21 protein-coding genes are annotated in these 25,109 nt (G+C 44.5%); 10 read left to right on the top strand and 11 right to left on the bottom strand.

What is annotated here, in order from left to right; genetic code table 11:
* The coding region (locus tag KL866_RS02625; RefSeq protein WP_214993170.1) for a hypothetical protein at positions 1 to 1,072 on the bottom strand (1,072 nt) is incomplete at its 3' end.
* A 332-nt stretch (positions 1,073 to 1,404) separates the two neighbouring features.
* Between KL866_RS02625 and pheS the strand changes: the two genes are divergently transcribed.
* From pheS to KL866_RS02600, 5 genes are all read left to right on the top strand, one after another.
* Positions 1,405 to 2,385 (top strand): phenylalanine--tRNA ligase subunit alpha, encoded by a 981-nt coding sequence (gene pheS / locus KL866_RS02620; RefSeq protein WP_015066912.1) that lies wholly within the window; start codon positions 1,405 to 1,407, stop codon positions 2,383 to 2,385.
* Between the two features lie 14 nt (positions 2,386 to 2,399).
* On the top strand, positions 2,400 to 4,787 hold the full coding sequence (pheT, locus tag KL866_RS02615) for a phenylalanine--tRNA ligase subunit beta (RefSeq protein WP_214993168.1): 2,388 nt from the start codon (positions 2,400 to 2,402) through the stop codon (positions 4,785 to 4,787).
* A gap of 3 nt (positions 4,788 to 4,790) precedes the next feature.
* Positions 4,791 to 5,090 (top strand): integration host factor subunit alpha, encoded by a 300-nt coding sequence (gene ihfA, locus KL866_RS02610; RefSeq protein ID WP_012518129.1) that lies wholly within the window; start codon positions 4,791 to 4,793, stop codon positions 5,088 to 5,090.
* Positions 5,091 to 5,204: 114 nt separating this feature from the next.
* Positions 5,205 to 5,750: a hypothetical protein gene (locus tag KL866_RS02605; protein WP_214993167.1), complete on the top strand. Its 546-nt coding sequence runs from the start codon at positions 5,205 to 5,207 to the stop codon at positions 5,748 to 5,750.
* Positions 5,751 to 6,259: 509 nt separating this feature from the next.
* Positions 6,260 to 6,853: a hypothetical protein gene (locus KL866_RS02600; RefSeq protein WP_214993165.1), complete on the top strand. Its 594-nt coding sequence runs from the start codon at positions 6,260 to 6,262 to the stop codon at positions 6,851 to 6,853.
* A 60-nt stretch (positions 6,854 to 6,913) separates the two neighbouring features.
* On the opposite strand, the gene ybaK is transcribed toward KL866_RS02600, so the two are convergent.
* Positions 6,914 to 7,384: a Cys-tRNA(Pro) deacylase gene (gene ybaK / locus KL866_RS02595; RefSeq protein ID WP_214993164.1), complete on the bottom strand. Its 471-nt coding sequence runs from the start codon at positions 7,382 to 7,384 to the stop codon at positions 6,914 to 6,916.
* Positions 7,381 to 9,912, bottom strand: coding sequence for a penicillin acylase family protein (locus KL866_RS02590; RefSeq protein ID WP_214993160.1), 2,532 nt, complete (start codon positions 9,910 to 9,912; stop codon positions 7,381 to 7,383). Before KL866_RS02590 ends, ybaK begins: the two co-directional genes overlap by 4 nt.
* A gap of 98 nt (positions 9,913 to 10,010) precedes the next feature.
* Here KL866_RS02590 and nagZ point away from each other — a divergent pair, with 98 nt between their 5' ends.
* Complete coding sequence (gene nagZ / locus KL866_RS02585) at positions 10,011 to 11,021, top strand: beta-N-acetylhexosaminidase (RefSeq protein WP_214993172.1); 1,011 nt, start codon at positions 10,011 to 10,013, stop codon at positions 11,019 to 11,021.
* Between the two features lie 130 nt (positions 11,022 to 11,151).
* On the opposite strand, the gene KL866_RS02580 is transcribed toward nagZ, so the two are convergent.
* From KL866_RS02580 to KL866_RS02565, 4 genes are all read right to left on the bottom strand, one after another.
* The gene (locus tag KL866_RS02580; protein WP_214993158.1) at positions 11,152 to 11,667 is read right to left on the bottom strand and encodes a cob(I)yrinic acid a,c-diamide adenosyltransferase; all 516 of its coding nucleotides are present in this window, start codon (positions 11,665 to 11,667) and stop codon (positions 11,152 to 11,154) included.
* A gap of 160 nt (positions 11,668 to 11,827) precedes the next feature.
* Positions 11,828 to 13,600, bottom strand: a complete 1,773-nt coding sequence (locus KL866_RS02575; protein ID WP_214993152.1) for a CsiV family protein — start codon at positions 13,598 to 13,600, stop codon at positions 11,828 to 11,830.
* 1 nt (position 13,601) lies between these two features.
* Positions 13,602 to 17,099 carry a transcription-repair coupling factor gene (gene mfd / locus KL866_RS02570; RefSeq protein ID WP_214993150.1) on the bottom strand — a complete coding sequence of 1,166 codons (3,498 nt, stop codon included), beginning with the start codon at positions 17,097 to 17,099 and terminating at the stop codon, positions 13,602 to 13,604.
* A 58-nt stretch (positions 17,100 to 17,157) separates the two neighbouring features.
* Positions 17,158 to 17,760: a PilZ domain-containing protein gene (locus KL866_RS02565; RefSeq protein ID WP_025254902.1), complete on the bottom strand. Its 603-nt coding sequence runs from the start codon at positions 17,758 to 17,760 to the stop codon at positions 17,158 to 17,160.
* Between the two features lie 192 nt (positions 17,761 to 17,952).
* On the opposite strand from KL866_RS02565, the gene KL866_RS02560 reads away from it, so the two are divergent.
* Together KL866_RS02560 and KL866_RS02555 are read left to right on the top strand one after the other, a co-directional pair.
* Positions 17,953 to 19,368: an FtsX-like permease family protein gene (locus KL866_RS02560; RefSeq protein ID WP_214993148.1), complete on the top strand. Its 1,416-nt coding sequence runs from the start codon at positions 17,953 to 17,955 to the stop codon at positions 19,366 to 19,368.
* Between the two features lie 76 nt (positions 19,369 to 19,444).
* On the top strand, positions 19,445 to 20,008 hold the full coding sequence (locus KL866_RS02555) for a phosphoribosyltransferase (RefSeq protein ID WP_214993141.1): 564 nt from the start codon (positions 19,445 to 19,447) through the stop codon (positions 20,006 to 20,008).
* A 115-nt stretch (positions 20,009 to 20,123) separates the two neighbouring features.
* On the opposite strand, the gene KL866_RS02550 is transcribed toward KL866_RS02555, so the two are convergent.
* The 3 genes from KL866_RS02550 to KL866_RS02540 all read right to left on the bottom strand — a co-directional run bounded on the left by KL866_RS02550 (position 20,124) and on the right by KL866_RS02540 (position 22,557).
* The gene (locus tag KL866_RS02550) at positions 20,124 to 20,765 is read right to left on the bottom strand and encodes an energy-coupling factor ABC transporter permease (protein ID WP_025254905.1); all 642 of its coding nucleotides are present in this window, start codon (positions 20,763 to 20,765) and stop codon (positions 20,124 to 20,126) included.
* Between the two features lie 45 nt (positions 20,766 to 20,810).
* Positions 20,811 to 21,617 carry an exodeoxyribonuclease III gene (gene xthA / locus KL866_RS02545; RefSeq protein ID WP_214993138.1) on the bottom strand — a complete coding sequence of 269 codons (807 nt, stop codon included), beginning with the start codon at positions 21,615 to 21,617 and terminating at the stop codon, positions 20,811 to 20,813.
* A gap of 250 nt (positions 21,618 to 21,867) precedes the next feature.
* Positions 21,868 to 22,557 (bottom strand): hypothetical protein, encoded by a 690-nt coding sequence (locus tag KL866_RS02540; RefSeq protein WP_214993135.1) that lies wholly within the window; start codon positions 22,555 to 22,557, stop codon positions 21,868 to 21,870.
* Positions 22,558 to 22,801: 244 nt separating this feature from the next.
* Between KL866_RS02540 and KL866_RS02535 the strand changes: the two genes are divergently transcribed.
* A complete protein-coding gene (locus KL866_RS02535; RefSeq protein WP_214993133.1) occupies positions 22,802 to 23,197 on the top strand; it encodes a DUF2750 domain-containing protein in 396 nt (131 codons plus the stop codon).
* 16 nt (positions 23,198 to 23,213) lie between these two features.
* Entirely contained in the window at positions 23,214 to 23,606 is a 393-nt protein-coding gene (locus tag KL866_RS02530; protein WP_214993130.1) for a SufE family protein, read from the top strand.
* Between the two features lie 12 nt (positions 23,607 to 23,618).
* On the opposite strand, the gene KL866_RS02525 is transcribed toward KL866_RS02530, so the two are convergent.
* Positions 23,619 to 24,926: a glycosyltransferase gene (locus tag KL866_RS02525; RefSeq protein WP_214993127.1), complete on the bottom strand. Its 1,308-nt coding sequence runs from the start codon at positions 24,924 to 24,926 to the stop codon at positions 23,619 to 23,621.
* Positions 24,927 to 25,109 lie beyond the last annotated feature (183 nt).

Raw genomic sequence — 25,109 nt, 5'->3', positions numbered from 1 at the left:
ATATAAGGGCCCCTAATGAATCATCTATTTTTTCAATTCTTAAAATATTAGTGGGAAATGTGTACTCTAAAGTTTGACTACCATCACTTTTACTAATTCTATAAAGTTTCTTGTCATTAAAGCCAAAAAGATAATCGTCGCTTTTATCAAAGTAAACGCCTTTAAGCTTGCTGATTGATAACGGTGTTTTACTAACATTCCCGTCTTTATCTATACAACCCAAATACGGCTGTAAAGCTGCGAAGCAAGTCACCCCGCTAGATGACGTTGAATAAAGCTGAAGTGTTGTATTTCGATAAGTTTTAAGTTCGAGCCCTATAGGTGACCACGTGTTGTCGGCCCTAAGTTCTAAAAGTTGATTCTTTGTAGCGGCTAACAGGGAATTGTGATGGACCAACAAACCAGTAATATTATAATTAGTCAGTCCCTTAATGAGAGGATCCCACCCAGAACCATTAAACTTCCAAACGCCAGTAACATCAGAAGATGCATAAATTTCCCCTTTGAATTCGACAACACTACTAAAGAGCCCGCTTCCTCCCCAACCTATACGCAAAATATCAGGTTCACCACTTGAAGCAGGTACTCCCATAACCAAAGTAGGATCCAAATTAGCCTTTACAATTAGCTCTACAAATTCTTGGCTACTCAGTAACTCCTGCTGACTAGCCTTTTGGCTTAAAGATTTCGCACTTTTAGGAAACAATACCAATAAAGTCTCTATTTTTGTCTTTATCTCTTCTTTATCATCTTGCTTCCATGTTGATATAAAGTTGTGGTCGCCGTTAGAAGCAGAAGCTAAAGTGCCTGTTCGAAGCATTTCAACGATATTGGATACTTGAGCGTCGGAAAACTCGTTTTGCGTATGAGCTTTTAGAAAATTAGCTACATGCTCTTGTAGGTTAGAGTCTTTTCTGCCTATTAAAGTGGTTGAAGTTGCTATTAGTTCATCCCCAAGCTGCGTTTCTTGCGAAACTGACGTTGAAGTAGAAGAACAGGACGTCATTAAGATACTAGCTGAGATGATTGTAAGTAACCGAAGGACTGCAATAGATAGTGAAGGGACTTTCATATGAAATTCCTTTGTTTTGCAATTTGAGAACAGCCAAGCTTATTGGCATCTGAAGACTAACTGTGAAAAGCACTGTGCAAGATAAGTCACCTAAAGTGTAGTTAGAGCAACTTAATGTAACAAGATAAATCCGTTCTTTTGTGTATTAATTATTATAACTTTTCGCTTACGGTGCTAATTCCCACCAAAATTTCGCCATTATCAGCTATATAGGGTAGCGGTAATGTCTGTCACTCGTGTAAACTACCGCTTTTATTTCAGGCAAGCCTTAGCGCACAGAAAAATTCTTCCTATGCTTTGGCCATGCAGTCATCATGTAAATTGAGGAAAACATGGAGCTTGACGCTATTATCAATCAGGCACAAAGCCAGATTGACGCTGCACAAGATGCAGCCACATTAGACCAAGTTAGGGTCGAATTCATGGGTAAGAAAGGTAAACTTACCGACTTACTTAAAGGGCTTGGAAAGTTATCGAACGAAGAACGTCCTGCCGCGGGCCAAAAGATTAACCAAGCTAAGCAGGTTATTCAGCAAGCTATTTCTGCAAAAGGTGAGTTTTTACGCACTGAAGAGCTTAACAAAAAGCTAGCAGAAGAAGCCATTGATGTAACTTTGCCTGGTCGCACTGAAAAGCCAGGTAACTTGCACCCGGTTAGCCGCACTATTGCGCGTATTGAATCTTTCTTTGGTGAGCTTGGCTTTTCAGTTAAGACTGGCCCTGAAATTGAAGATGGCTTTCACAATTTCGACGCACTGAACATTCCTGCGAATCACCCAGCGCGTGCCGATCACGATACCTTTTATTTTAACCCAGACATGATGCTTCGTACGCAAACTTCTGGTGTTCAAATTCGCACTATGGAAGCGGAAAAGCCGCCATTGCGTATTATCTCGCCAGGGCGCGTGTATCGTAACGACTACGATCAAACCCACACGCCAATGTTCCACCAAGTGGAAGGTTTGATGGTTGATAAGAACGTGAGCTTTACCGACCTTAAAGGTATTTTGCACGACTTCCTACATCACTTCTTTGAAGAGTCACTAGAAATTCGCTTCCGTCCGTCTTACTTCCCGTTTACTGAGCCTTCAGCTGAAGTAGACGTTATGGGCAAAAACGGTCAGTGGCTTGAAGTACTAGGCTGCGGCATGGTGCACCCAAATGTACTTAAAGCTGTGGGTATCGACCCAGAAGAGTACACAGGTTTTGCCTTTGGTATGGGCGTAGAGCGCTTAACAATGCTTCGTTACGGTGTTAACGACTTACGCGCGTTCTTTGAAAACGATCTTCGTTTCCTTAAGCAGTTCAACTAAGGCAGAGAGTACACATGAAATTCAGTGAAAAATGGTTAAGAGAGTGGGTTAACCCGTCGCTGTCGGCACATGAGCTGTCTGAACAGTTGAGCATGGCTGGCCTTGAAGTAGACGGCGTTGAGCCAGTAGCAGGCGATTTTAAAGGCGTGCTAGTAGGTGAAGTGGTTGAGTGCGGTCAGCACCCTAATGCCGATAAACTGCGCGTAACTAAAATTAACGTAGGTGGCGATGAGCTACTAGATATCGTTTGTGGTGCGCCTAACTGTCGTCAGGGCATTAAAGTAGCGGTAGCGGTTGTTGGCGCTGTATTGCCGGGCGATTTTAAAATTAAAAAAGCGAAGCTTCGCGGCGAGCCATCTTTTGGCATGCTATGTAGTTTCTCTGAGCTAGGTATTAGCGACGACCACGACGGTATTATCGAGCTTCCAGCCGATGCACCGATTGGCGAAGACATTCGCGATTACCTTGGCCTTGACGACAACGCTATTGAAGTAGACCTTACCCCAAATCGTGCAGATTGTTTGGGTATTCGCGGTATTGCCCGTGAAGTAGGCGTGCTTAATAACCTTGACGTGTGCGAGCCTGAAGTAGCAGCAGTAGACGCGACTGTTGATGATAAGCTAGTAATTACGTTAAGCGCTGACGACGCATGTCCGCGTTATTTGGGCCGTGTGGTTAAGGGCGTTAACGTAAAAGCAGCATCGCCACTATGGTTAGTTGAAAAGCTACGTCGTTGCGGTATTCGCAGCATCGACCCAATCGTTGATGTGACTAACTTTGTATTGCTAGAGCTTGGCCAGCCGATGCACGCGTTTAACCTTGCCAGCATTGAAGGCAACATTAACGTACGTATGGCGAATGAAGGCGAAACGCTTACGCTACTTGATGAAACCGAAGCTAAGCTGCAAAGCAATACTTTGGTTATTGCTGATGACAACAAAGCGCTAGCAATGGCAGGTATTTTCGGCGGCCTACACTCTGGTGTAACCACTGAAACGCAAGATATTTTGCTTGAAAGTGCGTTCTTTAGCCGCGATGCCATTATGGGCCGTGCTCGTCAGTACGGTTTGCATACCGATGCGTCGCACCGTTACGAGCGTGGTGTAGACCCACAGCTTCAGCGTAAAGCCATGGAGCGCGCTACTGCACTAGTACTTGAAATTTGTGGTGGTGAAGCTGGCCCTGTAGTAGAAGCCGTAGCTGAAGACAAGCTACCTAAGCAGGCTACGGTTACGCTTCGTCGTGAACGTTTAGCGCGCGTGCTCGGCATTAGCATTGACGATGTAAAAGTAACGGAAATGCTTAACCGCCTTGGTTTAGACGTTACGCAAACCGAAGCTGGTTGGGAAGCGGTTGCGCCAAGCTATCGTTTCGATATTTCAATTGAAGAAGATTTGATTGAAGAAATTGCCCGTGTTTACGGCTACAACAACATTCCTAACGTTGCGCCAAAAGCGACCTTGGCAATGCTACCTTCGCAAGAAGCTAAGCTGCCGCTAAACACTATGAAGTCTTTGCTACTTAGCCGCGGCTACAATGAAGCGATTACTTACTCGTTTGTAGACCCTAAAATTCAAAACGCATTATTCCCAGACGCTAAGGGCATGGTGTTACCACATCCAATTTCATCTGATATGTCGGTAATGCGCGTAAGTTTATGGCCGGGTTTGCTAGGTGCTACTGCTTATAATCAGAAGCGTCAGCAACAACGTGTTCGCATGTTTGAAACCGGATTACGCTTTATTCCTCAACAAGATGCGCCTAATGGTGTATTGCAACAACAAGTAATTGGTGGTGTAGTAGCAGGGCGTCGTAATGAAGAACATTGGGACTTGGGCGATAGCCCGGTTGATTTCTTCGATGCAAAAGCCGACGTTGAGGCGTTATTGGCACTTACGGGTAATACCGGTGAGTTCCAGTTCGTTACAGGGCAGCACAGTGCGCTACACCCTGGTATGACGGCAAAAATTTTGCTTAATGATGAAGAAGTTGGCTATATTGGTGCTATACACCCGCAGTTTACTAAATTGCTTGGTGTTAACGGCCGCGTATTTGTGTTCGAACTAGTGGTAGATGCCATTACCGATCGTAAATTACCGTCAGCCGTACCAGTATCGCGCTTCCCATCGAACCGCCGTGATATTGCTATTACGGTAAAAGATGAAGTGCGTGTAGGGAATGTTCTTTCTTACATAGAAAATATTGGCGTAAATCAACTAGTTGCTCTAAACTTGTTCGATGAGTACAAAGGCAAGGGAATTGAGCCTGGCTATAAGAGCCTTGCTTTGTCACTTCATTTACAAGATCCGGATAAAACCTTGGAAGAAGCTGAAATTCAGCAAGCTGTAGATACTGTGGTTAAAGGTCTGGAATCTGAGTTTGGGGCCGCGTTAAGAGAGTAAACTATGGCATTGACCAAAGCCGAGATGGCTGAACACCTATTCGAGAAACTAGGCATTAACAAGCGTGATGCGAAGGATCTGGTAGAGCTTTTTTTTGAAGAGATTAAAGGCGCTCTGGAATCTGGTGAGCAAGTAAAACTGTCAGGTTTTGGCAACTTTGACCTGCGTGATAAAAATGAACGTCCTGGCCGTAACCCTAAAACCGGTGAAGACATTCCAATTAAAGCGCGCCGCGTGGTTACATTCCGCCCGGGTCAAAAACTGAAAAGCCGAGTTGAAAACTCAGAGCCTGTCGACCAATAATCTTTAGGTCGTTACAATACTGAAGAAGAGCGGGATCTCTCGCTCTTTTTGTATTGCTTCTTTTTTACAGTGCACCCGCACTGATTTCTATATGCAATGTCTTTGGAGGAAAGTGTGAAAAAAGCACTTGTCGTTCTTGCTATTATTCTTGCCGCCACCTTTTCATGGTTTGCCTATTTGTCGCTAGATGCAGACAAACGAGATCAGGACGCAGCACAAGTTCCACTTATAACCGTTATGGAAATTCTTCACGCCAGTGATTTGCAGCAAGGTGTAAAACAGGCCGTTAAAAACGATGATGCCGAAGCTGTAGATTCATGGATGGCTCAAGCCCGCGAAGTAGGGCAGGCAGCTAAATTATCTTCAGAAGATATGGATTACCTTAATTCAGATACCGCGAAAGACTACGTTATTTTTAACGCTAAACGTCAGTTGTATAACGAAGCCTTTGAAGCGCGCTATTACGCCTTAGAAGATGTAGAGCAATTAAAAGCGCAGTACCCAGAAGCCAAAGACTTATTTCCGCGTACTGATGCGCTGATTAAAAAGCGTGATGACATTATTCAGCAAATTGCTGTAGCTATTTCGGGCAACGAACAGCCGGATGAAGCAGCGCTTGAAGAGGCGCGCAAGCAGTGGTTAGCGCAAGCGGCCAATTAGGCTATGTCTAAGGCTATGACTTAGGCTATGACTTAGGCTATGACTTAGGCTATTGCTCGCGCTGCACTCAAACACTCATCAGAAACCTATACTACGGACCAGCTTCATACCCCTTCCTACTTTTCGTACTATAAATTTATTGAAAGCTTGATTTGAAAATGTACGCAATATGGCGTACATTTAGCGTGCGTGCGGAGTTCTGGGTGGGTTAATAGGGAACAAAGCGACAACTCATTGACTGTCTAAATAAAGGATACGTTTCCCATGAGCAGAGAAACGATATTGATGTTAAAAATCTATTGGCAATTGGGCAAGTGTCGCTTGAGGAAGTTGCCGAAATTATAGGTCGAAGTCGAGGAAACGATTATTCTTCCAGCCCTCATCATTTTGATAGCAGCATTACAGTACACATAGTTAAGACGAGGCGAGCCGGTCATAATTGGTATGTTAAATGGTATTTTGTAGAACCGAATAGCGTTTTTATTAGCGTCCATCATTAAGGAAAAGATATGAAAATTTTCAAAGTCGGCGAGTCGCAGAAAGCGGCATGCAGCACGTGCCAGTCATTTGAAAATGCGACATTTCAACTTAGAGATGTTCCTTTCAGTGATGGTACGGGAGTGGTTAAAAAGGTTTTGGTGGGGGTTTGCGATAAGTGTGAAAGCGTAACCGTGTTACCTCACCAATCTACACCTGCGGTTAAACGTCAATATGAAGCAAAGCGAAAGCCAGTGGAAGGGCGTTTACCTGCCCATTTAATCGATATTCTAAATTTAGCGACAATGGAAATCGGTGCAACTACAGACTTTGTTCCAAGCATGATGAAGTACTATATTCACTCATTGTCTGAAGATGAAAAGTCAGCAAAAAAGATAGCGAGTTACCTTCAAAGTGACTTGGCAAAAGGTAGATCAGAAAAGCGCCTATCGCTTAAAGGGCGTAAGATTTTCGAAGAAATAGAGTATCTTAAGTCACTATCGCATATAGAAAATACCACTGATTTGCTGAAAGTTATTATCCTAAAAATAAACGATGATGTGCTGCTTAAAAAAAGGCTTAAACCAATCGAAAACCTTAAAAACATAATGGCTGCAGTTGCATAACCAAATACCGCGTAGTTAGTTTTTGCTAGCGCAGTTAACGAGGTTCTAAATTGCGCTAAGTTAATTTACCGAAATATCCGCAAATTTGGCGCTTGTTAGCAAAGCCAAATCGGCAGGGGCAAGGGCCACTTCTAACCCTCGCTTTCCTGCGCTTACGTGCATAGTGGCAAGGCCTTCAGCGCTTTTGTGAATTACGCTGGCTAACCGTTTTTTCTGCCCTAAAGGGCTTACCCCACCTAACACATAGCCCGTTGCAACTATTACCGCGTTTGCCTGCGCCATTTCTACCTTTTTTACACCTAACGCTTTTGCCATTTTCTTTTCGCTTAGCTTGGTATTAACGGGTACTACAGCAACAGCCAGTTTATTGTTGTCTGTAGTAACCACTAAGGTTTTAAATACGGTATCGGCGTTAAGGTTTAACTTTTCAACCGCCTCTAGCCCATAGGATGCCGCTTTTGCATCGTGGTCATACCTTAAAACGTTATGGGCGATACGTTTTTTGGTAAGTAATGTGATTGCAGGTGTCATTCAACCTCTTTTTTATAAAATGTTCGGCTGTGTATTGAATTGCTAGGCAACAGAGGTGTTGCTGCGTGGGTGGCGTAATCGCTAAAACCTACTGTAAAAAATTCTGACAGTGGGTGTCCAGATTGGCCGCCAGGTAAGGTAAGAATGGCATCTTCCAAGTATCCGGGGCTAACAAAAAATCGCTCAGATGCGCCAAAGCTTGGAGCTTGAACCGCTGGCATGTAGGTATCGCCAAAACCTTCCACTTGTTGCATATTTAGCATGCTTCCCACTAACGGAATTTGACTAGCGAAAGGGTGTTCTACTGAAAGGGCATTGACCTTACCCCAAGCAAGGGTTTCCATGTCAGCCTCTACTGGCGAGTACTTATCTAGTAGTTTGTGTTTTGCGCGCCTGTAAGCATCTACCAATAACTCATCAAAACTTTCAGTGTCGGCAGGCAGCCAAGAGCTAGGCTGGCTATGAATAAGCTGCCAAGTGGCAGGTTCAATGCCCCGAAGCAGCGCGCGGCTGTTTACGCCTTGTTGGTCTAAGTGTGAAAGTAAACCACCAAAAAGCGTTTGTATTACTTCGCGCCTAAAGTGCTTAACTAAGGTGTAGCCAACCGAGTCTTCACACGCACATTCTTTCCAAGTGTTTAGGTAAGCGAGGTCTGGCTTAAACTCGACATCTTGCATATTAAGCAAGCCGTACAAAAGGTGCTGCCACGGAATGAGGAAGCGAGCATGATTATCTAACTGAATAGCGTAAAAGTCGGTTTCACTGAAGGTGTCTTTTTCAAAGAGTCTGTCTCTTATTTGCTGCCCGCGGGCACCAAGAGCATAGCCACCGTCGCCCCATACTTTGAAGTCATCAGCTGATATTACTCTGGCATTCGCTGTCCATATTCTTCCCATTTCAGGGTTTAACAACATTGGTAGTTTTGTAGCACGCTCAGGCACAGTCGCATCTTGCTGTTCTATGGCAGTGAACGATGCTTGTTGCCTATCCATCATCGCACCCCCAGGTAGCCACGCGGCATTGCCGGCTTCATCTACAATCACCAAGTTTTGCGTGGGGATGGCAACGCGCTTGGCTGTGTTTATGGCAGTTTCGACAGTTTTAGCGGTGCCGAAATTAATGATACCCAAATTGGCTGCAAAAGGGTGGTGAGCTACCCAATTAAGCGCGTAACGCTTGCCATTGAGTTCCTTTACAGGGCCGTATTCGCTTACTTCAAATTTGAACTCATGCTCACCATCGGGTAGGGGGATACGCTCTGTTACCGTGCTGGTAAGCGTTGAGTCATTTAGCGCTATCCAATCGACATTATCTAAGTTTGCGTTAGTAAAGCCCCACGCGATATGACCGTTGGTGCCCACCACTATTCCAGGTATGCCAGGCAAAGAAACGCCCGTTACTTGTACATTGCTACCCGATTCTAGGTAGTTAAGCTGGGCACGATACCAAATAATAGGTACTCGCAAGCCTAAATGCATGTCGTTTGCTAAAAGCCCTGCGCCTGTTGCCGTGTGGTTTCCGGTTACCGCCCAATTGTTGCTACCAATGTCGGGCAGCTCAGTGCCGTTATATTGGGCACGGGCAATCGCTGTGTTGTTTGAGCTATTGTTTGTTGAATAATTTGTAGGGCTATCTGAGCCCTTTTTTGTAACTAGCTCCGAGATTTTTTCTGTACTTAGTTCTAAGCTTTTTTCCGAACCTGCTTCCGTACTTATGTCCGTACTTATGTCCGTGCTTGGCTCAGAGCTTTGCTCAGGACCTTGATCATCACTCAGCTCAGAGCTTTGGAGGGTTTCGTTGTTTTGTTTACTGGTAACGGTACGAAGCGAAGTAGGGTAGTTTGGTATTTCAGCCTCAAGTAAGGGGATCTCGCTGGCGTCTAATGCTGCTTGATAGTTACTTGGCTGGGTAATAAAGCTATATACATCATTTCCAAAGGTTGAAACCAGTGCTTCTCTTGCTAAATCAAGCTCTACTTGCGTGCCTTGCAAATCTAAATACATGCTGTAAATAACAAGAATGCTGTCGGTGGGTTGCCATTGCCTTATGTCGACGCCTGCAGCTAGGTACTCGAACGGCGGCAAGGTGTATTCACTTAGTGCGTCATTTACACCGTGTGCGTAGCGTACTAGCAGCTCTTGCTGCGTTGGCGGCAAGTTTTTAAATACGGCTTTTGCGCGTTTTTCGAATTGGTGAAAACGGGCTTTTTTATCTATATCTAAAGCTACATCGCCAACCCATTGCGACAAGCTTCCCGATGCGGCGCGCCGTTGCAAATCCATTTGAAAGAAGCGGTCTTGTGTGTGGGCAAAGCCTAAAGCATAGGCTGCGTCGAAAATATCGTTGGCGTTAATTACGGCGTGACCTAGGCTGTCGCGGCTTAACTCCGTGGGTGCGTTTACGTGATAGGAGGCACTATTGCCATCAAGCGCAGGTAAGCTTAGGCGAAGCGATATGTAAAGCCCCAAAGCTGCTATTAGAAGCAGTGTCAAAACACTTAAAACCAACCACTTGAACCAATTTATCACGTGTAAAACTCCCTATTTTTCTCTATCCTAACCACAGAACTAGCAAAATTGAAGTGATGTTTTATGACACATACAAAGGCGGTGCTGTGGGACCATTAATGTTGGACTGTCAGGCTGAAGAACTTGCGCCTGAAGAAAAGGAAAAGTTAGCTCATCCAGTTGTTGGGGGCGTAATTCTATTTAGCCGTAATTATCACGATAAGCGCCAACTTTCTGCGCTTGTTCAAGATATAAGGCGCTATGCCAAGCGCCCTGTACTTATAGCGGTTGATCACGAAGGGGGCCGAGTTCAGCGCTTTCGTGAAGGTTTTACCGCGATACCTGCAATGGGAAATATTCTAAAGCAGTCAGAGCACAAGGATGAAAGTGCGGCGTATGCCAAGGCGTGTGGACTAGTGTTGGCACATGAGCTTAAAACGCTAGATATCGATTTTAGCTTTGCGCCTGTGCTTGATATTAACGGTGTATCGCAAGTTATTGGCGATAGAGCATTTGCTGACAATGCAAACGAAGTAATTCGCCTTGCCACTCATCTTATTCAAGGGCTAAAAGCCGTAAATATGCCCGCTATAGGAAAGCACTTCCCTGGGCACGGTAGTGTAGCGCCCGACTCACACATTGCATTACCGGTAGATGAGCGCGACTTTGATGAGATACGAAGTACCGATATGGTGGTGTTTGAACGCTTAATCGAGCGGGCGATGCTGGATGGCGTTATGCCTGCACATGTCATTTATAACCAAGTGTGCGACAAGCCTGCAGGGTTTTCACCGAAATGGCTACAAGATGTGCTTAAGCGTGACCTAGGCTTTGGTGGCGCTGTATTTTCTGACGATTTGTCTATGCATGGCGCGAGTGTAGCCGGAAGCTATGTTGAGCGTGCTAACGCTGCACTTGATGCTGGCTGTGATATGGTTCTGGCTTGCAATAACCCGAAAGGGACTGAGAGTATTCTAGATGGGTTAGAAGCGCGCTACTCAAACCTAAGTAATAGCGATTCACAAAAGCAAGAGCGCGTGATGGCGCTTTACGGGCGAGTTATGCCTGCAGGGCTTAATGATAAGTACGACAGTGCGGTTAAATTGGTTAAGCGTTTAAGCGAGCGGTAGGTTTTTTAACCCTACCGTTTTCTGATGATTTATTTTGCTTGCTTAGATTTTGTCGGTTTTGGAGCTAGCTTTGTTACTGGCTCTATAATTAGTTAACTAGTTTCGGCGCTGGTTAATTGATAGCAGCCCTTTATACCGAGGTTTCCTTTACACCAGCTTCTACATTCATATAGCGTGCAAAAGTGAAAAGAAAGTCGCTTAAGCGATTTAAATAGGCGTGCACCACTTCTGGTACTTCGTAGTGTTTAGATAAACTAATAACAGCCCGTTCAGCACGGCGGCACACGGCTCGGCACACATGGGCCTGCGCGGCAGCTTTACAGCCGCCCGGCAACACAAAGGAGGTATTGGGCGGCATTTTACTTGTAATGGTGTCAATCAGGCTTTCTAGGCTTTCGACGTCGGCCTGAGTAAGGGTAGAGCTTGCCGATATGGCAAAACCAGCTTGAAACAGGTTACGCTGAATATCGTGCAGTATAGGTTTGTGTTCGTCAGCAACATGAGCGGCTAGCAAACCAATATGGCTATTGAGCTCGTCCATATCGCCATAGCTCTGTACTACCAAATCGTCTTTATCAACACGTACGGCTTTGTCGGCGTAAATTTGCGTACTGCCTTTATCGCCAGTGCGAGTATAAATCTTCATAAAAACCTTATTTTCTTAACCTAATTGTATGTGCTGCTTTTATTCAGCGCAGTGCCTTTTACGCTGCAAACTAGCAACTAGCAACTAGCAACTAGCAACTAGCAACTAGCAACTAGCAACTCAGCTAGCGCCAAAGCAGCAAGTATTCTTATGAAACTGATTATTCGTTGGCATCAGGGCGCTTGTAGCGACGAACCTGAACCACAAAACCGAACAGCGGGTGGTCGAAGTAATGCAGTTGAGTACTTATCACGCGTCGTTGTTCTGCTAGCGGAACTGAAACCAGCTTATATTCGGTAGGTGTTGCTTGGTCAGCTGATGTAGCGTGACTTTCTTCACTACTAAAATAACTAAGCGGCACTGGCTGGCGATAGAACATCTCACCATCCACATGAAGATACGGCACGCGGTTGATGTATTTAAGAAATACTTTAATTGTGCCGTCAATTTCCCAAATGGGTGTTCTTAACGATGCGTCCGTTGCGTCATCTTCATCTTGCTCTACGATCATTGAAGTATCTAGCGCCTTAAACGCTTCATACTCAATGGCTTTTGGGGCCGCCAAGCGGCGATCTAGGTCAGCAAAAATATCTGAAGCAGCAACAAGCTCGCTTGCACCTTGCATTGAAGTGTCAGTGGCGTCTGCCGCAAGCGCAAAGTTATCTAAGCCATTTTGTCGTGTATTATTAACTTCACTTGTGCCAGACGTGTTTTGCGGAACTTCGTTTCCGTTAATGTCTACACTTGTGTTGTACTCAAATTCCGTAGCCACATTTTTTTGTGACTTAGCTTTCAAAGCGTTTGTTTGCTTCTGCTTGCGCATGTCGCCGTTTAAGTCGAACTGCTGGGCATAGTTTTGACCACCATATAAACGAACATCAAAGGCTTTGTTTTTGCCAAACATGACAGGTTGACGCCAGGTTGCATGGAACAAGCGTTCTAACTCTCGACTTGAACGTATTTGGCGAGATATAGATGATAACGCCTGTTGATTACTCGTTAGCAGGTGCGCTTTTGAAGCAAGGGGCCAGTCATGCCCTTCTATAATGATAGGCAAGCTAGCAGGGGCCGGTAGCCTGTTGTCTGGCTTGTTTACCTTCCAAATTATGGCAGGCTGAACGGCGCTATTTTTCGATGTGCTCTTAATTGCCATTGCGTCAGCGTTTAACTCGCTGGTGCTTGAAGCTACTGCGTTTATTACAGTAGTCATTTCAGCGCTAAGCCAGGGTTTTGGTTCTTCGCAGTACTTAAATGCAGGTACCGAAATGGGTGTTTGACGCGTTACGCCAAAAAACGATGTCCAATAGCTCGCAACGGTTGTCGCATCTGGTGCCATACCAGCAGCGTTTTCTTCATTTGAATAGTCAAAGCTGTTTGAATTATCCGCCGATGAGTAAGAAACGTTATTCTGATTAGAGTTATAAGTGCTTTCCTTCAGCGTATTACCATTTACGGCACTAGAAGAAGTATTTCCCGCCTGGCTTGAATCATAATTATAGGCGCTGCCAGTTTCTGCAGAGTAATAGGTTGTGGGCGTATCACCGTGCGGGGTACTGCTTTGGGCACTACCGTTCTGTGCGTTAGTTGGATTAGTTAGCGACAAGAAATCAACGTCTTTTGACGGAACATCAAAAAGACTTTCGTTAGGCCACTTTATCGTTGTCTCTGCGTCGCAAATGGCTAAGCCTTGTTTTAAATAGCTAATATCGGGTGCAATTACATCGCTGATAATATCTGCCTGTGCGCGAGGGGCTGACAAGTTGTCGGCCAGCGAAAACTGCTCTTCTAATTCAGTAAGTGCTACGTTGCGCTTAAACGCGATTACCTCCACATCAAACCACCAGTCATCATTGGCTTGGGCTGTGGTTGAAATTGTCGTTAAGAAAACGGCGCTTATTGATGCGACTAACGGGCACCAGCGAGATAACTTCATGTTACCGCGACTCCTTTGCAAAATCGGCAATAATATCGCTAATAAACGCGATGCGCTCTTTAGCTGTCTCGGTCTTTTTCACCAAACGCAGTTTTTGGCTACCTTCAAACTTAAAGGTGTTTGGCTTCGTTTGTACCAAGCTAATAATGAAGCCCGGATTGACCTTAGTGGTTTCTTTAAACTCTATGGTACCGCCTTGCGCTGACAAGTCTACTTTTAGAATCCCTAATTCTTGGGCTTTTAGTTTAATTTCAGCCACTTCTATCAAATTCTTAGCAGGTTCTGGTAAAAGACCAAAACGGTCAATACACTCTACCTGGAACTCATCAATATCGTCTTGGGTCGTACAGCTTGCTAAGCGTTTGTATAGCGATAGTCGAGTATTAACGTCGGCAATATAGTCTTCAGGTAAAAGAGCCGGAATGCGCAGTTCAACTTCAGTGTGACCTGATGTTGCGTCATCTAGCGAAGGCTCTCGCCCGTCTTTAAGCGCATTAACGGCTTTATCTAACATGTCCATGTACAAGCTAAAACCAATGCTGGCAATTTGACCTGATTGGTCGTCGCCTAAAAGCTCTCCTGCACCACGAATTTCTAAATCGTGCGTAGCAAGGGCAAAACCTGCACCTAAATCTTCAAGCTGAGATATGGCTTCCAAACGTTTCACTGCATCTTTGGTCATGCGCTTTGGATGCGGTGTTAATAAATAAGCGTAGGCTTGATGGTGAGAACGGCCCACACGGCCTCGAAGTTGGTGAAGCTGCGCTAAGCCTAAATGGTCGGCTCTGTCCATAATGATGGTGTTTGCGCTTGGTACGTCAATACCCGTTTCGATGATAGTGGTACAAACAAGTACGTTATAGCGCTGGTGGTAAAAGTCGCTCATTACGCCTTCAAGCTCGCGCTCTCGCATTTGACCGTGACCCATAGCAATACGTGCTTCCGGTACAATTTCAGCAATCTCTTCCACGGTTCGAGCTATGCTTTCTACTTCATTGTGAAGGAAGTAGACCTGACCACCACGTAAAATTTCACGCATGATGGCTTCGCGAATAACGGCTTTATTGCGCTGCTGAACAAAGGTTTTAATTGATAAACGGCGGGCAGGGGCTGTGGCGATAATAGATAGGTCGCGCATGCCAGATAACGCCATATTAAGCGTACGAGGAATAGGTGTAGCGGTAAGGGTTAGAATATCTACATCGGCACGTAAAGACTTAAGTTTTTCTTTTTGGCGTACCCCGAAGCGGTGTTCTTCGTCAATGATCACAAGCCCTAAGTCTTTGTACTTAATATCGCTAGAAAGCAACTTATGTGTACCAACAACAATGTCTACTTTACCTTCACCGATGCGCTCAATAACCGATTTTTGCGCTTTCCCGCTTACAAACCGGCTCATTACCTCAATTTCAAACGGCCAAGCGGCAAAACGGTCTTTAAAGTTCTCGTAGTGTTGCTGCGCAAGCAGGGTGGTGGGAACCAATATAGCCACCTGTTTACCCGCGTTAGCGGCAAGGAAAGCCGCACGCATGGCAACTTCTGTTTTACCGAAACCTACGTCACCGCATACCAGGCGGTCCATGGCTGATGGGCTGCCCATATCGTGCATAACGGCAGCAATGGCTTGCGCTTGGTCGGGTGTTTCTTCAAAAGGAAAGCTGTCTGAGAATGCTTGATAGTCATCCCAGTTTATATTGTAAGCAAAGCCTGGCTTGGCAGCACGGCGGGCATATACATCTAGCAGCTCAGCAGCAACATCACGTACTTTTTCAGCCGCTTTTTGTTTGGCCTTTGTCCATGCGTCAGAACCTAATGCGCTTACTGGCGCGCTATCGGCGTCACCGCCGGTGTAGCGAGAAATTAAGTGCAGCGATGCAACGGGTACGTACAATTTCGACTGTTTCGCATATTCAATACACAAATATTCGGTGGCTACGCCGCCCGCATCTAGTGTTTGTAAGCCTAAATAACGGCCTACACCGTGGTCTAAGTGCACCACTGGCTGGCCGATAGAAAGCTCGGCTAGGTTGCGGATAATTGCACTTTCATCGGTGGCGGTGCGTTTATCACGAAGACGACGCTGGCTAACTTTCTGGCCTAGTAGTTCCGTTTCGGTAATAAATAACAGCGCACCTTCTTGGGTTTGCCAGCGAAAGCTGTTATCAACCATACCCACGGTGATACCAATATTGTCGTGGCTTGCTATGAAGTCACTAAAGCTATCAACCATTTTGGGTTTAATGCCTGCTTTGGCAAGAACAGTGATTAAGCCTTCTCGACGACCTTGGGTTTCAGCACAAAACAGTACTTTAGCCCCGTTGTCAGTAGCGTGATTTACGGTTTTAATTAAACGCTCAGCAGGTACTTTTTTCTGCGAGTTAATCGCAATGTCATCGAGTTTTTCGCACTGAAGGTTGGTAGAGCCTGATTTTTCTTCAAGTACCTTGCTGGAAAGAGACGCACGAGGCCACTGCTTAATAGCACCGAATAGCTCGTTAATGGGTAAAAATAGTTCGTCTGGTGCAAGTAAGGGGCGGGCTAAGTTATAGCGATACTGCTCGTAGCGCTCTTGTACATCGGCCCAAAAGAACTCGCTAGCGTCTTGCACGTCGCCGTGAAGTAACAGCAGGCTTTTAGGATGAAGGTAATCGAACAAAGTCGCGGTTTGCTTAAAAAACAATGGAAGGTAATATTCCACACCACTTGGCATAGTGCCTTTGCTAACTTGAGAAAAGACGCTTTCAGAAGCGTTGTTGGCGTCGAATTTTTCTAAAAACTGTTGGCGAAAAAGGGTAATTGCTTCTTTATCTGTCGGGAACTCGCGAGCAGGCAGCAGGCGAATTTTGTTTACTGCTTCGCCAGAGCGCTGAGTGTCGGTATCGAAATAGCGGATAGAGTCGATTTCATCGTCGAACAAGTCTATCCGAAACGGCTGGTCGCTTCCCATTGGGAACAGATCAATAATGCTGCCGCGAACCGAGAATTCGCTGTGGCTCATCACTTGGCTTACATGCAGGTAGCCAGCTTGCTCCAGGTTTCGTCTAAATTGGTCTCTATCTAAAGTGTCGCCTTTATTTAGCATCAGTAGGTACTTTGCTAAATAGTCGGTAGGCGCAAGGCGCTGCATTAAGGTGTTAACAGGAACAATAAAAATGCCTTCGCCTTGCTGCGTAAAGCGGAACAGGGTTTCTAATCGCTGAGAAACAATATCTTGGTGGGGCGAAAACGAATCGTAGGGCAGCGTTTCCCAGTCTGGAAACAGGGTAATAGGCGTATTTTTTTGATTATCGCTTAAGAAAAATGCGATTTCTTTTTCAAGCTTCATTGCCGAAGGCGTATCGGCAGTAATCAATACAATAGGGCCTTTGTATTGGTTTAGCGTTTGGCTGATACATAGCGCGGCGCTGCTGCCTTGTAGTTGGCCCCAGTGTTTGTGATCTTGTGATGAGGCTTCTTTTTTAGGCGCAGGTAATGGAAGCGATAATAAAGTGGCTGTCATGACGTCCTGTTTTTTTAATGCAAGATAAGTTTTACGGCTTATATACTGTTCTTAGGGGCTATTCAGATCCCGCTTTTTTTGCTTTTGCCCGTTTTCTTAACTGTTGCGTTTGAATATGTAAACTGGCACGAACTAAAAGCTCCTGATCTTGCTCTCGAATGCTATTAAAAATAAAGGAGATATGGTAACTATCTTCAACTTGCTCGCAAGTAATTACTTCACCAAAACAAAAAATTGCTGCGGCTTCGGCATCAAGAAAGAGTTTTAGTTCTGCTTTAGTACCTACATCCAGCGAGTCAGTTGATTCGATAATCACGCCGCCGCCACCAAGTTTGACCGTTTTGAAGCGATGTTCGGGTTCGTCTTGCTGATGCAATACAAACGACATCATTAGATCAATTTTACGTGACTGATGATTTAAATATTCGGCTAAGGTTTCAGCATGATCGCCTAAATTTCTCAACGGGCGGATTGCCTGCGCTTCTAACGCGGCCATCTCACTGGCAATACGAAAAGCATAGGGCATCGAATCTTCAAGATTTTCTTCATCAGGCACTTTTTCGTTTTTGCCTAAAGGGCGCACGTTGGCATTTATGCTGTGCGCAATAGAAAAATACTCATCGAATTGGGCTTTTTTTTGTTCTAGGCTAAGTTCGCTCACATCATTCCTCTGCCACTATTTCTTGTGCAGCTAGTAACTTATAAGTAGTATACCGTTCACACGTAGTATACCCACTTTACTATTTTGGGGTTAACCCGTCATCTCGCCTTTGGGCTACTTATCTGAATTATTTATTCACTAAGCATAGCCAAATGTAAGGCAGATTACCGTATTACTGAAAAGCAAGGCGCTATGTTTTATCCTCTTTCTGCATTCATTGCTTATCGTTATGCCAAGTCTAACAAAGCAAGCCAAACCAGTTTCGTCTCATTTATCAACCGATTTTCAGTGGCCGGCATCGCGCTAGGGCTAATGGCGCTTATTATTGTCGTATCAGTAATGAACGGCCTAGAAGGGCAGTTAAAACAGCGCATTTTAGGCATAGTCCCACACATCGAAATTACAAAGACACCCATCGTAACCGAAAGCGTTAGCAAGACACCCAATGCAAAGCAAGTTACAGAGACACCCACGTCAAATAAGCAAAGTGAAAGAGAAGTTACAGAGACACCCAGGCTAAGAACACAAGAGGCAAGTAACGTTAGCAATACAGTGGAAGAAGTTAGAAAGACACCCACCCCAAAAGTTACCAAACCGAAGACGTTAGCCTTAAAAGAAATTAGCAAGACACCCATAGAAGGTGTTGTGGCCACGATGGCATATAGAGAAGCGGAAGCTGTAATACAGTCTCGTTCAGATTTACGTGGCGTGCAGGTTCACGGTGTTCAACCTGACGTTATGATTGAGCACACCCTAGTTGCAAACCATATGGAACAAGGGCGATTCAGTGATCTAACTAAGGGCAGTTTCGCCACTATAATCGGCCGTTCGCTTGCTATAAGACTTGATGCACGTGTTGGAGACAGATTGCGTGTTATGGTGGCTGGTGCCAGTGTTTATACCCCATTTGGAAGAATGCCAAGTCAACGACTTGTGACTGTGGTGGGTGTCTTCGATATGGGCTCGCAGATGGACGACAAGGTGATGTATATGAACCTTGAAGATGTGAATCGTTTGATGCGTGATCCAAAAGGCAGTGAACAGTCGCTTCGACTCTTTTTAGACGATGCTTTTAACTATCAGGCGGTTGTTAATATGTTAACCGATAGGGTGGGTGTCTCTGTAAATAATGTTAGAACCTGGCGAGAGCGCCAAGGGCCACTGTTTGATGCGGTGAAGATGGAAAAAAACATGATGACGCTTATGTTGCTGCTTATTATTGCAGTGGCGGCATTTAACATTGTGTCAGCGCTGGTAATGGTGGTAACCGAAAAACAGGGTGATATTGCGGTACTTCAAACACAAGGTATGTTGCCCAGTTCAGTAATGTGGATTTTTGTGTTAAATGGCTTATTTAATGGAATAAAAGGCGCGGGTATTGGGCTTATATTGGGTGTGGTTATTACTCTTCAGTTAAATAATATTTTGGATGCGATAGGTTCGCCGTTAGCCCTTGCGGCCGATGGCAGAGGGTTGCCCATTGAAATGGACCTAGTGCAAATTTTTAGCATTAGTTTGTTGTCTTTGCTGTTGTGCGTTTTAGCCAGCGTATATCCAGCACGCAAAGCGATGAAAATTGCACCGTCGCAAGCGCTTCAAAACGAATAAATAGTTGAATTTACCGTGCAAAAGACCGTGAAATTCACTATACTCGCGTCTTTTAAAATTTGCTCTGTGAGACGTCATGAACAAGAATTTTATCACCTCGCAATCGCTTCTACAGGATTCCTTTCGCTTAGCGGCAAAGGTGTATGAAGACGGCTTCCGCCCTGACTTTATTATTGGTATTTGGCGTGGTGGTGCACCAATAGGTATCGCAGTTCAAGAGTTCTTCGAATTTAAGAATACGTCAACCGACCATATTGCTGTGCGTACTTCGTCTTACTACGGGATAAACAAGCAGTCTAAAGAAATCCGTGTGCATGGGTTACACTACTTGGTTGAGAACGCGAATGCTGATGACAAGTTATTGATTGTTGATGATGTTTTTGATTCAGGCCGCAGCGTTGATGCGCTTATCAATCAAATAAACAAACTTATGCGTTTGAACATGCCTAAAGATATCCGCATTGCGTGCCCTTGGTATAAGCCTCAAAATAACACTACAGATATCGTGCCAGATTACTATGTTAACGAGAGTGATGAATGGCTAGTGTTTCCTCACGAAATTGCTGGTTTGTCAGAAGAAGAAATTCGTGAAGGTAAGGGTGAACTAGCCGACGTAATGGAGATTTTATTTCAAAAATAGTTGCTAAATGGCTGAAGTGGCATTTAAGAATTGCTATTAATGATATTTAAACCGCACGATTGTGCGGTTTTTTATTGCCAGGTGGTGGTAAAGACCAAACTAATGAAGGTGACATTCAATTATCAAGATAAAACTTGTCGTGGAATGTATAGACCCATGTTGGCTGATAGATGACAAGTAGTGTAATAGCCATGCCGTTTAACAGTGCTTCAGGGAACACGAGTAGCGGGATGAGTAAAATATAGTTATCGAAAACAATGTCCCAAGTATAGATGCCCTCAAAATAGTAGAACACGCCTAAAGATAATGTTTTTAGTGCAATGGACAGCGCGGCAGGGAAGAATGCACAGACGAAAATATACACGAAAAGCTGCCGTGGTATGCGGTGAAACGACAGCATGTAGAACAGATAGGTTATTCCAATTGGCAAAACGGTTCCGAGCAAACCATTGACCCCGAAGTTTTCCCATGCTCCATATCCCACTATATTTGCACCCAGAAGAGCAATAAAAGAGGCGATAATGGCGTTTCTAAAACCCAACATTAGTGTGAGTACAGAAAGGCCTAGAAAATGAACATCTAGGCCTTCAAAAATTCCCGCCTTAAACAACCAAAGCACGAATAAAGAAGCTGCGGTACCGAATATGAGGTGTTGTTGCTGCTTGCTGTGCCTAAAGTGAGTGAAGTCGACATGCTTAACAGCGCCCAATAAAAAAGCGGTGTAAATTAGCACTGATAACAACTGTAATGAACTCACTAATGCTCCTTGGTCGTGTTCGCTTTATCTATTTTCGGGCGATTACTATTTATATTCGGCCCAAATCGGGGCGTGGTCCGATGGCTTTTCGATGCCTCTCAAATCATAATCTATGCCAGCGTCACTAAGTTTTGCGTGTAACGGCTTTGTGGCTAATATAAGGTCTATGCGAAGACCGCGGTTGTCGTTGAAGCCTTTCGAACGATAGTCGAACCACGAAAACCTGTCATTAGTTTCTGGATTAAGTGTTCTGAAGCTATCTTCAAAGCCCCAGTCAATAAGCGTATTCAGCCACTCGCGCTCTTCCGGCAAAAAGCTGCACTTGCCAGTTCTTAGCCAGCGCTTTTTATTTTCTTCACCAATACCAATGTCTAGATCTGTATGTGAAATATTGACATCGCCCATCACTATTACATTTTCATCTGGCGTGAGGTTTTCGTTTAAGTAGGTCATCAAGTCTTTATAAAACTTGCGCTTAGCAGGGTACTTAGTTTCGTGCTTTTCATTCTCACCTTGAGGAAAGTACCCATTTAAAACCGTAACTGGTTTGCCATCGTCGCCAGTAGTTTTCAAAATTATCATTCTGCGCTGAGCATCTTCATCATCTGTCGGAAAGCCCATAGACACACTGAGCGGTTCTTTCTTCGCTAAAAATGCTACGCCGTAGTGACTTTTTTGCCCGTGAAAATAAACGTGATAGCCCATCTCCTCTACCGCCTTAACTGGAAACTGCTCGTTGTGAACTTTTATTTCCTGCAAACCAATTATGTCTGGTTGATGAGCGTCGATGACAGCTTGTAATTGATGAAGACGGGCGCGGATGCCGTTTATGTTAAAAGAGATTACTTTCATACTTTGTATTTTCATTTTTTCAATTTGAAATAAGTCTACCAGAAACTAGGCAAGCGCTTAACGAAGAACTGCCAATATATTAATGTGCTCAGGCGATTAGTTGGATTAAGTTTATTTATACTTTTGAGATTGTTTTCTCTATCGAGTTACATAACGAAGCGCGTGAGCCGAAAACATCGAATCACGCAGAAGTGTATCGAAAGTCGTTTGAAACGCTGTAGGGTGGGGCTTTCCCTAGAACTGATGGACGTTACTTAATTGCCTTCGGCTTGCCTTTGATCTCTATAATTTCAGCAGAGGAAATTAGATAGTTAAACCATGCATTCGCATCTTCCACCACATCGATAACGAAATCATTGTTATCTAGACCTAGCTTAGGTAGGAGAATTTCAACTTCTTGTTTGAAAGACACCCACGTTTTCGCGCAACTTGCCATCGCCTGATAATAATTAGTGGGTATATCGTGCTGCATTCCTTGCAACCTTCTAACAATAATATTTGCGCCCATAGAAGAACCTAACCATACATAACTAGCTGAAATTGCTTGGCTTATTGGTGAATTGAATTTTGGAAGAAGTTGGGGGTTAGGGTGGGTGTCATTGTAAGCTGCTTGCAACGAAGCGATTGGTACTGTTAAAGCATGGGGGGCACCACGAAGCTCGTCACCACCAAGCGCGCAAATATCATTACCAAGCGCATCTAGAATGGTGTTGCTATTTAGCATTGAGGCTATTGAGCTAAGTTCTGGCGCCTGAACTTCTGCGCGTTGAACCGCTTCCGCTGTTGTTTGGTGAAACATTCTCATGATCTGCAAAATGGCATTGTATGTCCCATCATCAAACAAACGTACTTCGTGAAAGATGGAAAACGGAAAAGTGTTTTCCAAAATGTTGTGTTTAGCATGGGTGTCTTGTTTAAGAGCAGTAAATAGATTGCGCATTAGTTATCTTTGCGTTTTAGCTTTTTTTTATTTGTTAACATGCGTTAACTTTATCATGGGTGTCTTTGCAACGGGTACTAACTTTATCATGGGTGTCTTTGCTAAGCAGGCGTATGTGTATTTTCTCAATATGAATCATGCTAAGCATGGGTGTCTTTGCACGGGAGGTTTTTCATGGTAATAACATTGCGCCTTGTGCTAGGGCGGGTATACTTGCCGCAAATTTTGAGATAGGTGGATAATCGTGTTTCCAGAAACAATTGCAGATAAGTTGAGTGATGCAGTAATTGAGCAGGCCATGAAGCTAAGTGCTGAGGATCGACAAGAACTTGTTGTTAGTTATATTGCAAAAGCAAATGAAATTTGGATGGTGCAGGGGAGCGAAGGTTTCGTAATGTTCGAGGATGGTGAGAGTGTTCAACTACCCGTTTTTCCACACCACGACCTGGCGCAAAAGTTTGTAGAGATGAACGAAATAGAAGGCCAGTGCGTGAATGTCCCCCTTGATGAATTTACACAAACTTGGCTGCCAGGTCTTACCAAAAACGGTGTGGAGCTTGTTATGTTCCCAACCACTAGCGATGTTGAAAACCTAGTAATGACCGCGGAAGATTTATCATCTGAGCTAGATGGCTACTAATTTAGGTGTTTAGTTGATGAATTCGGACGACGCCTTGCTTCCTTTAGCTTCCTCGCTCGCTACCTCGAAAGGTTGGGATGATTTTACGCGCACACTTATGCTTGCAGGTAAATCTCTCATACCACTTCCTGTAGATAAACGCACGACCATTACTGAAGTTGAAGGGTGTGAAAGCCCAGTGTGGTTAGCGTATTCAAATGAGCACGGAAGTTTGATGGCGTATTCGCCAAGCAAAGTCATTCGAGGTGTACTTGCTGTGCTTTTAGAAAAAGCTAATGCATTGACCACAGAACGGCGCAGTACATTTGACTTCGAGCTCTATTTGTCACGCTGTCAATTAGAGCGTTATCTGAGCCAGTCGCGCGGAAATGGCATCAAGTCTGTAATAACTAAATTAAAGGGCATCTAGTCGACAAACCCACTAATGCCCCTGCTTATTCTTGGCTTCAATCCACTGGCTCATGTACTTACTTGCCGCAAGCGTTTGATGCCACAACAAACTTTGCATAAACAAATCGCTTCTATGTTTATTAAGTTCCTGCTTTAACTTAGTTATTTTTTCGATAAATGGCTCATCTGGCTGCTGGTGTTTAAATGAATCAAGTGCAGTAAGGGTTAAATTTTTTGCTGTATTCCACGCATTTTCATCGCGATATAACGCTACGGCCTTATCTACGTAGTCTTGAACAACATCTTGTTTAGACAAATCAGTACCGCATAATGCCCCTGGCCAGTGTTTAGATTGTAAACTCGGTTGGGTGTCTTCTGTATTCGTGGGGACATCGGCATTAGTACTCGCGGTATATGGCACGATACCTTCTGCGCCTATCCATGTTGTGATGCTAGGGGTCGCGCATCGCATCGCATCAAGCAATTTTCCTTTTATACCTGCACCAAATCGCAACGGGGCGATGAGTACTTTTGCGCTCGTCATGACAGACTCTACATCTTTTGCCCAACCTTTCACTAGAAAGCCCTGTTTCTCATTGTGAAGTTGCGTGGCTTTCTTAGGCGGATAAGCGCCATAGATATGTATTTCGGCTTTGGGGAGTGCTTTTCTAATTGCAGGCCACAAGGTTTGTTTGAGCTGTAAGACCGCGTCCCAGTTAGGGGCGTGACGAAAATTGCCAATATGAACAAAGTGCGAGCGCTGTTCAAACGACGGGGTAGGGCAAACAGACTGACCAACAACAAGAGGGTGATATTGAAGCTGAGCTTCAGGTACACCGTAATGTTGTTTTAATAAATTCATTTCGTGTTGTGAGATTATTAAGGTGAGATCGCTTCTGATGATAGCAGCTAATTCCCGTTGGGCTAGTTCGCTATTTAGTTGCGCATGACCGGCATCTCCGTGTTTTTTTACCGCCTCAAACCTTGCTTGACGAAGACTATGTAGGTCCTCGGTATTAAGGATTCTAAGGGCATCTGGGCACGTTTCTTTTACACGCCAAGAAAACTGCTCCTCCGTCATGTAGCGGTCGAAAATAACTACATCGGGTGCTATATGCGCTATGAGGGTATTGAATGAGCTACAATTAAGTGTAACGGGCCTCACATTTACACCGATGGCCTCAAGATCTGCTTTATGTTCACTGTCGGTAGCCGCAGTCAAAAATGTCACTTTGAAGTTAGCAGCTAAGCAACGCTTGATAAGAGAGAGCATATTTTGCCCTGCCGCCGATGAATTTGGCTCGGGCCATACGTAACCGATTACAACAACATTTAACATGGAATGAGTTCTAACTTTCTCATTAAGAGTTTTGCCTTTAGTGGCACGGTAAACAGGTGACAAATGCTATCATAAAATTTAATTGACTATGACTTAAAGCATAGCTTTGTTAGAAAATCTAATTCTTATAGGTAATTACCCTAAGTTTTTCTTTGATTTAGAATTTAAGGTATGTAAAAACAC

Origin of the sequence: Alteromonas sp. ALT199 (assembly GCF_018619335.1) — a bacterium.
Lineage (GTDB): Bacteria > Pseudomonadota > Gammaproteobacteria > Enterobacterales > Alteromonadaceae > Alteromonas.
This window is presented reverse-complemented; position numbering and strand designations above follow the sequence as displayed.